The organism is Lysinibacillus sp. 2017, from assembly GCF_003073375.1.
Taxonomy (GTDB): Bacteria; Bacillota; Bacilli; order Bacillales_A; family Planococcaceae; genus Solibacillus.
Genome location: NZ_CP029002.1, coordinates 182370 through 196896, shown reverse-complemented (window position 1 = coordinate 196896; position 14527 = coordinate 182370). Strand labels below are relative to the sequence as shown.

Annotated in this window: 11 protein-coding genes and 1 pseudogene; 6 read left to right on the top strand and 6 right to left on the bottom strand. The window is 34.4% G+C overall.

From position 1 onward, the window contains the following. Positions 1-202: 202 nt before the first annotated feature. Positions 203-370, bottom strand: a pseudogene (locus tag DCE79_RS18915) (IS630 family transposase); the annotation flags it as partial. Positions 371-860: 490 nt separating this feature from the next. On the opposite strand from DCE79_RS18915, the gene DCE79_RS00890 reads away from it, so the two are divergent. Next, on the top strand, positions 861-1727 hold the full coding sequence (locus DCE79_RS00890; RefSeq protein ID WP_159083026.1) for a helix-turn-helix domain-containing protein: 867 nt from the start codon (positions 861-863) through the stop codon (positions 1725-1727). Between the two features lie 46 nt (positions 1728-1773). On the opposite strand, the gene DCE79_RS00885 is transcribed toward DCE79_RS00890, so the two are convergent. The 3 genes from DCE79_RS00885 to DCE79_RS00875 all read right to left on the bottom strand — a co-directional run bounded on the left by DCE79_RS00885 (position 1774) and on the right by DCE79_RS00875 (position 5073). Then, on the bottom strand, positions 1774-2991 hold the full coding sequence (locus DCE79_RS00885; RefSeq protein ID WP_108711283.1) for an MFS transporter: 1218 nt from the start codon (positions 2989-2991) through the stop codon (positions 1774-1776). A 68-nt stretch (positions 2992-3059) separates the two neighbouring features. Continuing rightward, positions 3060-4004, bottom strand: a complete 945-nt coding sequence (locus DCE79_RS00880) for a hypothetical protein (protein ID WP_108711282.1) — start codon at positions 4002-4004, stop codon at positions 3060-3062. Further along, on the bottom strand, positions 3991-5073 hold the full coding sequence (locus DCE79_RS00875) for an arginase family protein (protein ID WP_108711281.1): 1083 nt from the start codon (positions 5071-5073) through the stop codon (positions 3991-3993). Before DCE79_RS00875 ends, DCE79_RS00880 begins: the two co-directional genes overlap by 14 nt. A gap of 1179 nt (positions 5074-6252) precedes the next feature. On the opposite strand from DCE79_RS00875, the gene DCE79_RS00865 reads away from it, so the two are divergent. From DCE79_RS00865 to DCE79_RS00855, 3 genes are read left to right on the top strand one after another with little or no spacing between them, the layout of a single operon-like run. Further along, a complete protein-coding gene (locus DCE79_RS00865; RefSeq protein ID WP_199912293.1) occupies positions 6253-6684 on the top strand; it encodes an ABC transporter substrate-binding protein in 432 nt (143 codons plus the stop codon). After that, positions 6685-7449: an ABC transporter ATP-binding protein gene (locus DCE79_RS00860; protein ID WP_108711279.1), complete on the top strand. Its 765-nt coding sequence runs from the start codon at positions 6685-6687 to the stop codon at positions 7447-7449. It begins immediately after the preceding gene. After that, positions 7418-8218 carry an ABC transporter permease gene (locus DCE79_RS00855; protein WP_108711278.1) on the top strand — a complete coding sequence of 267 codons (801 nt, stop codon included), beginning with the start codon at positions 7418-7420 and terminating at the stop codon, positions 8216-8218. The genes DCE79_RS00860 and DCE79_RS00855 overlap by 32 nt, the downstream gene beginning before the upstream one ends. An 82-nt stretch (positions 8219-8300) precedes the next feature. On the opposite strand, the gene dacB is transcribed toward DCE79_RS00855, so the two are convergent. After that, positions 8301-9695, bottom strand: coding sequence for a D-alanyl-D-alanine carboxypeptidase/D-alanyl-D-alanine endopeptidase (dacB, locus tag DCE79_RS00850; RefSeq protein ID WP_108711277.1), 1395 nt, complete (start codon positions 9693-9695; stop codon positions 8301-8303). Between the two features lie 1082 nt (positions 9696-10777). On the opposite strand from dacB, the gene DCE79_RS00845 reads away from it, so the two are divergent. Next, positions 10778-12238, top strand: coding sequence for an IS1182 family transposase (locus DCE79_RS00845; protein ID WP_108711276.1), 1461 nt, complete (start codon positions 10778-10780; stop codon positions 12236-12238). 179 nt (positions 12239-12417) lie between these two features. On the opposite strand, the gene DCE79_RS00840 is transcribed toward DCE79_RS00845, so the two are convergent. Then, a complete protein-coding gene (locus DCE79_RS00840) occupies positions 12418-12678 on the bottom strand; it encodes a hypothetical protein (protein ID WP_108711275.1) in 261 nt (86 codons plus the stop codon). 203 nt (positions 12679-12881) lie between these two features. Here DCE79_RS00840 and DCE79_RS00835 point away from each other — a divergent pair, with 203 nt between their 5' ends. Next, a complete protein-coding gene (locus DCE79_RS00835) occupies positions 12882-14159 on the top strand; it encodes an IS110 family RNA-guided transposase (RefSeq protein WP_108711274.1) in 1278 nt (425 codons plus the stop codon). Positions 14160-14527 lie beyond the last annotated feature (368 nt).

Below are 14527 nucleotides of genomic sequence, written 5' to 3'. Positions count from 1 at the left end.
TTTTTAAATATTTCTCTAGATATAGAGAATTGTATTTGCCATCTGTAAATAGACTGTAGGAGAGGGATCCTCTTTTATTTCTTCAAATTCTGCACCCGAATAAATTTACAAACTTTTACAAAATATGATATAATAGTATTAAATAGTAACAACTTTAAATGAATCTCATTTAAATTTTATATTAAGCTATATAAATTGAACTTTAGAATCTAACACAAAGGCCGTCAATTATATCTTGTCTATTTTCATTCTGGCGACTGATAAATTGACGAACAGCGAGTTTGATTTGCGGCGTACTCGAGAAAAAAACATTATTAATCACACTGTCTTTCAACCATTTCCATACCCCTTCAATTACATTCAATTGTTGGCTGTATGGTGGTTAAAAGACAATGTATAAACCCGTAATGCCCTTTTGTTTGTACTCTTTAATGTACTCACCAACAGTCGCTCGATTGCGTTTAATGATTGCTGCAATCTTAACATTATTTTCCCCTTAAAGATGCAAAAATACAGCTTAGTAACGTTCAAATAGTCGCTTATCTTTTGTATGTCGCATGCCTAATCGAAGTTCTTCTAGTTGTTAATTGCGCATCATGTTGGATTATCCTTTCAAAAATCGGTTCGTATCGTTTACCCATTTTGAAAGAGGTAGAAGCTTTAATTCAATTTAATTAATATTGTGTAATAAGTGAACCAATAATTACTACCAAAGATTCCGTACCAATAATATAAATTACAGCAATTGAACATAATCCTTTTATTTTTTTCATAATTTATCCCTCATTCCTTTTTTTATTATTATAAGACAGTTTAATCAATAATTTGTATTTTTGTAATATATGATAAAGGTGGTTTGTATGAAAAATTTAGGTAATACCTTCCGCAAGTTACGGTTACATAAGGGTTATAACCTTAGTAATACAGCAAGAGACATAATATCTGTTTCTCATTTATCTAAATTTGAAAGAGATGAAACTGACATAACTGTCTCTAAGTTATTGTTGTTACTTAATCGAATCAATATAAGTTTCAAAGAATTTATCTACATAAATAATGAATTTAAAGTAGACCACTTCGAGGAATTAATTGTAAACATGAGGAAATCCTATTTAAGTGGAGATTTAAAGTTTTTAAATAAGTTGAGAAAGGACGAAATTTCCAAATTTGAACTAACTAATTTATTATCATATAAATTAAACAGTATAATGATTGAAGCAATTACTTCGGACCTTACTCACAACAAAATTGAACAAGCCAATTTAAAAACACTTATTGATTATTTATGGCAGGTAGAAATCTGGGGAGAATATGAAATAATTCTTTACGGAAACACGTTACATATATTAGATATAGACGCTGTAATTATGCTATCCTCAGAAGTAATTAAAAAGAGTATTTATTTCAAAAACATGCTAAGTTACAAGCGTGATTTATTTGGTATCTATTTTAATACAATTAGAATATGTCTTGAGCATAATAAGTTAAAAGAAGCGGAAGCATACTTATATGAATTAAAAAATCAAAATATACCTGAAACATTTATCCTAGAAAAAATAATTCTAAATTTTTATTTTGGTATATTCAAAATGCACACCCAATATAAACAGGGTCTTGAACTTGCTCAAGAATCGATATACATATTACATAAGGTTGAATCCTTGAATCATGCTCTAAATTATGAAGAATATTTACAATCATATATAAAAAAGCTTGAAAACGAATAAAAATATAATAGCCAGCTATCAATAAAAATCAGATAGCTGGTTTTTTTTAAGAATACCTTTCTTCCACGCTTTCCTTTTCATCTCGTAAAGAAGGTAAGTAGAACATCGTTACTACAGCAATTAATATTAAATATGCTGCAATAATATAGCCTGTATTAATTACGCCGATTCGATCAATAAAGTATCCGAAAAGTAGATATCCCGGCAAGCTTACTCCAGTGTAAACGAAATGGTATAAACTGTATATTCGGGAAAGATATTTTTCCTCTACATTACTTTGTAAATACGTGTTTATAAATATTAAAAATAAACCTTGTGCAAATCCACCGATAACTAACCCTATTAATAAGACCGCTAGTGGTAACTTTAATGAGAATAAAGCGATAATAATACCAAAAAATAGGCTTGAAGCATAAAGTCCTATTTTAGGATTAATTCGTTTGTATAAGTAAGGCGATATTAAAGATCCTAAACCAATTCCAATCAAACTATATGTGGTAATTATATATAAATCTTCATGTGGTCGTTCCAATATTTCCACTAAATAAGATATTAAATAAAGATCCACTGATGAACCAACTAACCATGCAGCACCAAATATTAGAAACAGCTTACTATATAGTTTATTTAATTTAATATAAGCCAACCCAGCTTTTACCTCTTGTATTATAGTTTCCGGCTCGTTGTTTGATAAATTCTTGTGATACGGCTTAACTGCTAAGATCATGATCATTGAAATAATATAAAATGAGCCTATGATAAGTAGCAAACTAGAATAACTCAATCCACTTTTAATCAACCATGCCCCCGCGCTATAAGAACCTATTTTTGCAAAGAGCATTGTGATTTGGATATAACTATTTGCATTCGCTAAGTATTCCTTCTCAACAATTTTAGGTAATAGAGACGAATTGGCTGGGACATAAAATACATTACAAAGGATGATTGCAAATATAAATATATAAATTATAGTAGGTGTTAAATGAATAGTGTTAATTAATGCCAGACATACAATTAAAACAAATCGTATTATGTCAGTTACACTCATAACCTTTTGAAGATATTTTCTTTCAACAATTGCCCCTGCTGGCAAAGAAAATATAATTGCTGGAATTGTAGAAAATACAAAGAAAAATGAAAGTCCCATAGAGCCAACACCAAAATTACCTAACATAGATAATAGAATTATAAATAACATAGCATCAGCAAATACACTAAAAAAACGAGAAAAAAACAGTAAAACAAAATTATGATTTTTAAACATAGTAGACCCCCTCTAGTCGAATAATCATTGGTTTGGCATCTTTTCTTTTTTTAATAATCTGTTGTTAATTAATCTAATTTATATACATTTCCTGTAGTTAAATCTAATCCTAATCCATTATTACTTCGCCAATCAATCGAGGGACTATTTGTCATTGAATTTTCTATTTCCGTCCAACTATTCACATATAGATGATGCCTATACCAAAATCTCCACAATTCGGGATGATTAGTTAATGTGTTTCTAAAAATGCTGTAAATTTCATTTACAGATTGCTCAAAGTTCTCTTTCGTAATGTACCTTAGATTCTCAGCTTTCAAACAAGGTTCTCCATCCGAATTTAAATCTGCCATTACAAGACATAATGGTTTTTTAGTTAACTGCAGCAATCGAAAAATACCGCTTCTTAAACTTATTAATGATGTAATGTGTTGAACTTCAATTGGTTTTGAATCTTCACCCGCTCCTGTATTTCCATCTAAATATAATAGAAATGAGCCTCCTTCTTTAAGTAAGCGAAGCAACTTTAACCCGCTTATATTTTCCTCCGCTATTATGTAACTTACATTACGCTCTTGCTTAATTTCATTCCATTTTGTTAATTCTAATTCACTATTGTAAGACTCTCTGTCCACTACAATATCCAAGGAAAAGTTTTTACCGCTATTCAAAGAATTTGATAACTCAAAAGGCACATGACGGTAATGGCCAAAATGAAAAGTAGCAAAAACTCCCCCTTTTTCAAAGCAAGAAATAATATTTTCCATCCCTATTATTTCCTTGAATCCCGAAAAAGCATATGGCTCCTGTCTTAAGTAGTTTTGTACTTCATTATTAAAGCGATATTTTTCCCATACTCGCTTTATTTTTGATTTATCATATTGTAATAAAGGTTGCAGTTCTTTTGATAAATTCACAAATGCTATAAAATTTTCAAAATCTGAACCATTCATCGACTCCTTACTTAATTTCAGCGTTAAATCATGTTGAATTTGATTTTCACTTTTTATCATGGTTACTTTTCATCTCCTTTTTTCTAGTTAACCCTTCTAGTAAATATAATAAAATGTGAAGAACTGAATCATATTGTTCAGGCTCACCTCCTGATTGTCCTTCGACTATATCCACTGCTTTTATGGAGGGTACAATTGCAAAAATTTCCTGTATCATGTTGATAACTTCTTTCAACTTCGGTCCTTCAATTTTAGGGAAATCTACTAAGGGGAAATCTTTAGGTTCTAATACATCAACATCGAATGAAACATACCCAATTATTTCTTCTCCTTTATTTAATAATTCAGATACAATTGAATGAAGTTTATCTAAATCAGAAAAATTCAGTTGAAAAAGTTTAGGATGATTATAATGCTGACCCAATGACCTCAGCCCTCTAACTCCTATTTGAATGATTCCAGCAACCATTTCCTCTTGTAATAAAAAACGAACAAAATTACTATGACAAATCTCTTTATCCATTTTTAAAATATCCGACCCACAGTCATGGTGAGCATCAAATTGAATAATAAGTATTCTTTTCGATAATATCTTTGTTAGATTTCTTACAAGAGTATATGTGATTGAATGATCTCCGCCTACTACACAAAATTTTGATTTTTGAGGTTCTATGTAGTTCAACGCTTGAAATATTTGATGATTAGCTTCTTCTAAACTACTTTCAACTATTGTTAAATCACCATGATCAACTAACAAACAATTTTTCATCAAATATTTATCTCTTAAATAATCATAAATACCTGATGTTTGTTCATTATATTCATCTAAATATATCGGAAGTCGTAGGCTCGATTTCCTTAAAGCAGAGGCAAAATTTTTGACTTTTGAATTACTTTTATTAGACCCTTTACTAAAGGGGATTCCGAATAAATGAACATTCCCTTGTTTCTTTAATGGGTAGGAAAAAAAGGCTTTATTCACGGAGGTAAAGAAATTCATTTCTACTTTATCTATATTTTCTACAAGGGGAATTTCTTCCATTTCCCAAAATAGCGAACAATTTTCATTGGTCAAAAGAATTTCGGAATTACCATACCTCACTTTATATTTTTTATCCGTTGTTTTCATATTCAATACTCCTATACCTACTTATTTTTCTGAACAGTTTATATAGTAATAGCACGGGTAACATCATAATAATTAATGAATTAATAAATGAACTATCAAATAACACAAACAAATATTTCCATGTGGAGTATATTGATATAAGGATAGATGAGATAAATAGCGAATAAAAAAAAATAATAATAGGACCTTTTAAATTTTTAAATAGTGGCAATAGATAATATCCGTCTAATGGTTTTAAGGGCAAAATATTAATTAAAATTGACGGTAGGTGAATAGCAGCAATTATTTTTATAAATAAGCTATAGTCTTGTAACACAATCAGTATTGAAAGCGTTAGTTGAAATATGACTCCAGAGAGCGTTATAATCCAATTTTCTAAATTGCTCATTTTCCTTCCAAAACTGAAAGTGGTACTAGGATTTACATTTTTAATATTTAGTATAATTCTTGTTTGCTTTGCTCCTAAGAGTTTTGCAGAAATAAAATGTCCAAATTCATGAACATATAGACTTAAATACGTATATAAATTAAATACTATAAAGAATAAAAACAGATAAAATAATATCATTTTCCCCAACCTTCAAAGAAAATCATTTGTAATTTAATTTTTCTATGAGAACTCAAACGTAAAGTAAAACACAAAGAGCGAAAAAAATTCGCCCTCTGTGTCTTAAAACTAGCATCGAATAACAGTAATCTTGTCACCGTTACGAACTTCTTCAAACTTTGCTAATTCTTCAGAAGAAATAGGTTGTAATTTGCTCATCTCTATATCCCTCCCCTCGTTTGATAATTTGAGTTTATAATATTCGACTGGATTATTGTGAAAATTCTAATATTTGAAAACTATATATTAAAATGAAAAAAGGGATAGCAACCCCTAAATGCAGATAAATAAATACTAAGCTCTTATTAATCATTCAATTTCATTATTGAAAATACTTATTTAATAAAATAAATAAAGCAAAAAGGAATACATTCACATTTTTAGTTTCCCATTTATTAAAAGCTTAGAAACAATAAATAGAGGTGATTTTTATAAAACTAACACCGCATATGTAGGTAGGCCTTCATGATTGCCATATTAAACTTTTTAATTAAATATATAATTTCCTTTAGATTTATAATAAGTAGTGTTTTTTGTAACCTTTAGCCTTTGCGTCGGGAACAGGTGATTATGTGCAATTATTCGAGCCTACTGCGAGTATTTTCGAAGCACAAGGTGTCGGGAAAATTGTAGCATCGTTCGGTGAGGAACTTGGTGAAATTCCGTATACAGGATTTATGACAAAGGAAAGTAATTTAAAAGATAAAGAGATGATTGATAGCTTCACGAAAGCCCTATATAAAGCACAGAAATGGGTGTATGAATCAGATGCAGCAGACGTTGCCAAATCGATTACCCCTTATTTTGAGGATACTGAAGTGGCATTAATCGAAAAAGTTGTACTACGTTATCGTGATCAAGAGTCCTATGCAAAAAATCCAATTATTGATGAAGCAGAGTTTCAAAATTTACTCGATGTCATGCGTGAAGCTGGTGTACTTGAAACCGATGTAAAATACGAAGATCTTGTGAATCGGTCGTTTGCCGATGCGGTTGTGAAGTAAATGACTATCGTTGAAGCACACCAAATCGAGCATCACTTTTTCACCGACCAGGGTGTGACTACCGCGCTTACGGATGTGTCTTTTAGCGCAAATGAAGGAGAATTTATCTCGTTTATCGGACCGAGTGGCTGCGGTAAATCAACGCTCCTTTCCATCGTTGCTGGACTCATCACACCAACTAGCGGAACACTCACTTTTTCTTCATCAACTACAGAAATTGGCTATATGCTGCAGCAAGATTTTTTGTTCCCCTGGAAAACGATTGAGGAAAATGTAGCGCTTGGACTTACGCTATTAAAACAAGAAAATAGGCAAATCATCGATGAACTGCTTCAACAATTTGAGCTAAGTCATACGAAGGAACTTTATCCTCCTCAGCTTTCAGGTGGGATGCGCCAACGAATTGCACTGGCACGAACACTTGCTGTGAATCCTAATTTACTTCTACTTGATGAGCCATTTTCCGCTCTGGATTTCCGCTCGAAACTAGCGTTGGAAAATTTCGTATCAGAGACGTTAAAGGCGTTTTCTAAAACCGCGATTCTTGTCACACATGATATTGAAGAGGCCATTGCGATGAGCGATAAAATTTACTTGTTTAGCGATCGTCCTGGCACGATTACAAAAACCTTTATCGTGCCTGAAGAAATTCGTAAGCTGATTCCCTTTGATGCGCGTAATGACCCACTATTTCAGCCGTTATTCAAGACGATTTGGAAGGAGCTCGATAACAATGGACATCGAAGCCCTACAGAAACAATATAAACGACAAAAACTGCTTGAAACGCGTAAAATTCGAGCACTTCAATTATTGCTTCTTTTCGCGCTCTTTCTATTTTGGGAACTGGCAACACGTTACCGACTTCTTGACCCACTCATTTTTAGTAGCCCAAGTGCCGTAGCACAGTTATTTGTTAAGAAAATCCTCGATGGCTCCTTACTGCCACATGTTGTGGTCACCTTACTTGAAACCGTCGTTGGCTTTTTACTTGGCACACTTTTAGGCACACTAATTGCGATTTTTCTTTGGTCATCTAATACCGTTGCCAGGGTAATGGACCCCTATTTAGTTGTACTTAATGCGATGCCGAAAGTAGCAATTGGCCCAATGATCCTCGTTATTTTTGGACCAAATGTTTTGGCCGTACTTGTTATGGGGATTTTAATTTCTGTGATTATCTCGACCATCGTAATTTTTTCAGCGTTCCAGCAAGTGAATGAAAATTATTTAAAGATCATGCAGCTATTTCATGCGACAAAACGACAAACCTTTATGCACGCAGTCCTCCCTGCTTCGACACCAACGATTATTTCGACATTGAAGGTCAATGTTGGGCTTTCTTGGGTTGGTGTCATTGTTGGAGAATTCCTTGTATCCTCCAAAGGACTCGGCTATTTAATTATCTCAGGATTTCAGGTGTTTAATTTTAACCTCGTGTTTCTCGCGCTGTTAATGATTGTGCTATTGGCAACGCTCATGTATAAAGCGGTAGAAATCGTCGAGCGCTGGATGTTGCGACGGTTTAATTTTTAAATGAAACGACTATCAATTTAAAAACCTACTCATTTTCTCGATGAAATGAGTAGGTTTTATTTGCATAGGATAGCGAACTTTCCTACAGCACTTCTATAATCTTCTTCAACCCGGTATCTATATACGGAATTCCCTCTTCACGACCTTCTAATAAAAGAGAAAAAATATAAGGTTTGCCACTGTCCCCTGTTAAATAGCCCGACAACGTATGTACTTCATGAATATAGCCGGTTTTGGCAATGATGCGATTTTTTAGTTTGGGTTCAATAAAGCGTTCTTTTAACGTACCGCCAATAAGACGATCTGAATTACCGGCAACTGGTAAGGAATCATAAAAGAGTTCAAAATACGGTTCTTTTTGTAGCTCGAATAACAATTTCGTTAATCCATTGGAATTTAAGCGAATCCCGTGAGATAACCCCGAACCGTCAACGAAATGCCAGTCATCCATTTGGACATGCTTTGATGTTACATAATCTTTTAATACACGAGTTCCTGCCTCGTAATCGCCTACATCATACTGTTTTTTACCCATTAGCTTCGTGAAAATATCGGCAATGCTATTATTGCTTAGCTTCATAAAAATTGAGAATATGTCGCCTACTGTATTAGATTCATATGTATACAGTAACTGTGCATTGGCAGGTACAACTGCTATATCAATCGTGTCCTCAGCTAAAAATTCAATGCCTGCTTGTTCACACTTCACTTTTAATAAATACAATGTGTTTTTCGTCGGATGTTGGAGCGATACCCACACCTTCGCACTGTCATTTTGTGGTAAATTTCCTGTAATGACGATTTGGTCTGTATTGTTAATACGGCGGATTTCTAACGTGTTTTCCTGATCTGCTGCGACCGTCTTCGCCTCATTCGAAATTTGCATCCCGCATAAATGTGGAATGACGTTAAATGTCGGCTTTTCTCCTAAATTTTTAGGTGTGGCCATCACAACAATCGTACTTGCGTCATAATCACTGTTTGGTGACATCGAAATAGCAGACACACGCGCACCGTAATAATGCGTTTCACCCTCGTCATCCACACCTGGCGGTAACGTGTCGCCTGTAAAAAGCGTATCATCTCCGAGTAGCTGCCCCGTAATTTTATGAATGCCCTTTTGTAAGAGAACTTGTGCAAAATGCGTAAAAGTCGCTTCTCCCAGTGTTGGGTCACCACTTCCTTTTATGTAGACATTGCCGTTTAATACCCCTTCTGAGATAGGACCATCTGTATAAATGTCCGTCGTAAATGGATATTCTGCACCTAGTACTTCTAATGCGGCTGCCCCTGAAATGATTTTCATATTCGAAGCCGAACGCATTAAATGATCGCCACGATATGTAAACAAAAGTTCGCCTGTTATGCGGTCACGAAGCGTCAATGTTGCTTTATCTTTTCCTAAAATCGTTTCGACCACTTCATCAATTGCTGCTTTGCTTTTTTCCTCTAATTGTGCGACTGGATTGTAGTTCACCCAAAAACCTCCAAATAGTTAGAATTTACTGTTAATTTATTGTAACAGAAACTATCCACTTGTTATATTGTTTATATACTTGGTTTAGGTACTTGAGTATTGCGGTGTGATTGAGCCACCACTGCGGACGTTTGAGCCACTGGTTGCGGAGCCGAGAGCCACTTCTATTTAAAGAGAAAGGAAAACAATCGTTAATTACTCAAACGGTTGTTTTCCTTTTCTTTTGGGGGTCTCGTCAGAAAAGCGCTTTTATCTTAACTTGGATGTGAGGACTATTGGAATATCAATAGTTCTCATATCATTTACATATATTCAATGTAGATGTTGATTTACAAGATATGATCATTTTTTATGTCTTGTTAAGTAATGTGGATATTTAAGCCACTAAGGCTATCGGTTACGCTCAGATGGCTTGACATCGAGCCTCTGCGGGCATGAAACTTGCGCCAGAGAACCAGCTTAATGCAGCTGGCTCTGCCAAACGAGGCTATCATGCCCGCTGCTCAATATAAAGCCTAACTTCGATGGCGTATACCTCAGCACTCTCATTGTAAGTAGGATTCTAACGTAATTCGAGTAGCGATAAGAGTTCGTATTTTATACACAATTTTATTCATTAAAGCCGATAATGCAGCAGTGTCCCAAATGCCCCTAAACCGTTGCTATGACTGGATTTTAACAAACGTGCATAAAACAGCGCATAAACAATGTGCATAAAGAAAGCCACAAAACGTTGATTTAACAGCGTTTGTCGCTTTTTGATGGGTTCCCAAACTTGGATTTGGGAACGTTATTTGTATATATTTATGTTTGTATATTAAAGTTGTTGATATAAGATGAAAAATCATTAGAGCATCCAGATATTAGTGATACTAATTTCGATAATGACTTATTCAACTAAATCACCCAATTTCACTCAGAATTAGGGCATGGAAAGAACTGTTGGGCGTTGGCCATATGGTAGTACATGGGTAATTGAAACCTATGTACCTCATAGTACACCGGAAGAGGGCACTGAAAAAGTCCCGCAGTCGCTTTTTTTCATAGTATAATAAAATTAATTAATTACAGGCGGTGTGACCATGATTCCTAAACAAGAAACCCTAAATTTAAGCCCTTATATGGCTCTTTATGATTTAATCATTCCAAAAGATAATATGCTTCGCCAAATCAATGAACTTGTTGATTTTTCATTTATTTTGGATGAGCTAAAAAATAAATATTGTTTAGATAATGGTCGAAATGCCATCCCACCGATTCGTATGTTTAAATATCTACTTTTAAAAGTGATACATGATCTATCGGATGTAGATTTAGTTGAACGTTCAAAATATGATATGTCATTCAAATATTTCTTAGATATGGCGCCAGAAGATGAAGTCATTAATCCAAGTTCTCTCACAAAATTCCGTCGTCTTCGACTTCAAGATGTGAATCTCTTAGATTTATTAATTCAAAAGACCGTTGAAGTTGCTTTAGAAAAAGACATTCTTACGAGTAAAATGCTTATAGTCGACGCAACACATACAAAAGCACGTTTTAATCAGAAATCTCCTAAAGAATTTTTACAAGAAAAAGCGAAAAATGTGCGTAAAGCTGTTTATCAAATTGATGAACAAATGAAAGAAAAATTTCCTGTCAAGCCAACAACAAATGAGCTAGAAGATGAATTAGCTTACTGCCATCAAGTGGTACAAGTCGTTGAAACACAATCAAAAATGGCACAAGTTCCAGCTGTACAAGAAAAGTTAAATGTTTTAAAAGAAGTGATTGAAGATACAAACTTTCATCTTAGTTACTCAAGTGACCCAGATGCACGTGTTGGTCATAAAACAGCGGACTCCTCTTTCTTTGGATTCAAAACCCATATTGCGATGAGTGATGAACGAATTATTACAGCGGCAGTGGTAACGACGGGCGAAGCAAGCGACGGGCACTACTTGAAAGAGTTAATTGAAAAAAGTAAAAGCACAGGCATGGCATTCGATACCCTATTAGCAGACACAGCGTATTCAAGTAAAGAGAATTTAACCTATGTCAAAGATGAAAAAATTCAACTCGTATCAAAACTACACCCATTAATTACGAATGGACATAAAAAAAATGACTTATTTACTTTCAATAAAGACGCTGACTTATACGTATGTCCAGCAGGGCATTTAGCAAAAAGAAAAGCGATTGTGAAAAGACCTGACGAATCCAAAAGAAACGATCAATTGAAATATTACTTCGATATTAAAAAATGTAAGGTTTGCCCTATCAAAGAAAATTGTTATAAAGAAGGTGCTAGAACAAAAACCTATAACGTAACAATTAAATCAACAGAGCATGTAGAACAGGAAGAATTTCAAAATACGGAGGAATTCAAAAAACTTTCTAAAGAACGTTATAAAATTGAGGCAAAAAATAGTGAATTAAAGAATGGGCACGGCTATCATACGGCAAATAGCACGGGTCTATTTGGCATGGAAATACAAAGTGCCACAACCATCTTTGCGGTCAATTTAAAACGGATATTAAAACTAATAAACTTAAAAGAATAAGGAATAGACAAAGTAATAAGACATTTTCTGTTGAAATTGAACCGAACATGCCTTATTTTTTTATGTCAAAAGGGATTCAATCTAAAAAACGATAGTTTTTCAGTGCCCTCACACCGGAATGGTGGGAGGATAAGAATCGAAATGGCCTTTAGTTCTATAAATTCATCTTTTTTAAGAGCTTAGACTTCCTTTAATATAAAATATAATATAAAGATTAATAAAGATACTATGCCAATTTCATATACTATTCTCATAATATCAAGTTCATAAGTTGGATAATAATCATCAACTTGGAATTCTTTCGTGTGTAATTGCCATATAGGAGCATACCTTTTATCATAAAATTCAAGATGAGGCCCCCACTTTAATGACACAGGTACGAACAATATACCGATGCAAAAAATTATTATGAAATAGCCAGAGAGTAAAATTTTCTTCAATAACACAACCTCCAATAAATGTAATTTTTTATATAATTTACAATAAAAGTATTAATATGTATATTATAATATGAGTAGAATATAAAAAGGAGCATTCCTGTTAGGAACATTTTCGGGACTTGAAATAAAAAAAGCCCTCTTGTATGATGCTTGAGTGTCAACGCCTAAATTGACCCATTCATCTACAGAGAGGACTCCATTCCATGAATTTTAATATGAATGAAAAAATTAATCAAGTTACTGAAAATACCTTAGTTATCGGAATCGACATCGCCAAGAAGAAACACTTTGCTTGTGCAGTTGATGAACGAGGACGTGTACTCCAAAAATCATTTCCCTTTATGCAAACGCGTGATGGATTTGAATGGCTATTTGAACGTTTAATTGCGTTACGTGAAATGCATCAAAAATCCGAAGTCCTCGTTGGTTTCGAGCCAACAGGTCATTACTGGATGAACCTTGCGGCGTTCCTAACACAATACGGCATTCCATTTGTGATGGTCAATCCAATGCACGTGAATCGTACAAAAGAATTGGATGATAACCTGCAAACGAAAAATGACCAAAAAGATGCACTTGTCATTGCCCGACTTATGCGTGATGGTCGATTTAGTTACCCACGTATTCTAGAAGGTATTGAAGCAGAACTTCGGAACGGCGCTACATTACGTTCTAAAATGCAAGAAGATTTAAATGCGATTCAAAACCGAATCATTCGTTGGATAGATCGCTTTTTCCCTGAGTTCCCCCAAGTATTTAAGGACTTTGGTAAAATGGCTTACGCAGCTTTAGAAATGACGCCATTTCCTTCGGATATTCAAGGGAAATCGCCAGAAGAGTTACTGTTTCTTTACCGCCAGGTGGATGGCATGAAATCACCACAGCTACCAAAGGCAAAACAATTAGTCGCTATTGCAGAACAATCAATTGGGTTAACAGAAGGCATGAAAATGGCGCGTTTTGAAATCGCCACACTTCTTCGTCAACGTAAGTTAATTCAAACGGATTTAGATAATGTAACTGCGCAGTTAGAGGAACTAGCGAAACAAATGACGGACTACGGCTATTTAGCATCGGTTCCAGGAATAGGAGACGCAACTATTGTAGAGCTGCTTTCAGAAATCGGTTCTCTAACGCAATATGAGCATCCACGCCAACTTATTAAACTAGCGGGACTTACATTACGTGAAAACTCTTCTGGACAGCACAAAGGTCAAAAACGTATCTCTAAACGAGGAAGAAGAAAGCTACGAGCCGTTCTATTCCGTGTCATGATGCCGTTAATTCGCCATAACCGAGCGTTTAAAGCGCTCCATCAGTATTACACAACCCGCCTACACAATCCGCTTCGTAAGAAGCAATCCATTGTCGTATTGTGCGGGAAGTTATTAAAGATATTACATGCTTTATGCCATAAAAAAATGATGTTTAATGAAGACGCCATGATAAAAGATCTGTACTGTCTCCAAGACGCAGCTTAATATTCTTTCGCGTTTTACTCTAGAGGATGACACGGAGAAGCCGGCACCATTTTTCACTAAAGACCATGAGTCCCTAAAGGAGCATCGCCAGCCTCTGCCTTATGAATAGACCGAACGAAGGAATGTACGCGCTAGACGCCTAGAGAAATGGGAGGGTCCGTCATCATAAGCTTTCGCAGAGATCCAATGTGCATCAAATATTGCATAGGATAAGGAGATATTCTTTACAAAAATTGTATTCTCCTTTAGCGAAGCGTACTTGTCTTCTGTAAATAAAATGTAAAAATAGAAAATGATGATGGCTATATGTGTTGAAAAAATTTTTTTGGCACTCAAAAAATGGCGTAAGCCATTGATATATCAACATT

What these genes read in the sequence shown, in the direction of transcription:
- DCE79_RS00890 (WP_159083026.1), top strand. Translation starts at nt 861, where the DNA reads ATGAAAAATTTAGGTAATACCTTCCGCAAGTTACGGTTACATAAGGGT.
- DCE79_RS00885 (WP_108711283.1), bottom strand. Translation starts at nt 2,991, where the DNA reads ATGTTTAAAAATCATAATTTTGTTTTACTGTTTTTTTCTCGTTTTTTT.
- DCE79_RS00880 (WP_108711282.1), bottom strand. Translation starts at nt 4,004, where the DNA reads ATGATAAAAAGTGAAAATCAAATTCAACATGATTTAACGCTGAAATTA.
- DCE79_RS00875 (WP_108711281.1), bottom strand. Translation starts at nt 5,073, where the DNA reads ATGAAAACAACGGATAAAAAATATAAAGTGAGGTATGGTAATTCCGAA.
- DCE79_RS00860 (WP_108711279.1), top strand. Translation starts at nt 6,685, where the DNA reads ATGACTATCGTTGAAGCACACCAAATCGAGCATCACTTTTTCACCGAC.
- DCE79_RS00855 (WP_108711278.1), top strand. Translation starts at nt 7,418, where the DNA reads ATGGACATCGAAGCCCTACAGAAACAATATAAACGACAAAAACTGCTT.
- DCE79_RS00845 (WP_108711276.1), top strand. Translation starts at nt 10,778, where the DNA reads ATGATTCCTAAACAAGAAACCCTAAATTTAAGCCCTTATATGGCTCTT.
- DCE79_RS00835 (WP_108711274.1), top strand. Translation starts at nt 12,882, where the DNA reads ATGAATTTTAATATGAATGAAAAAATTAATCAAGTTACTGAAAATACC.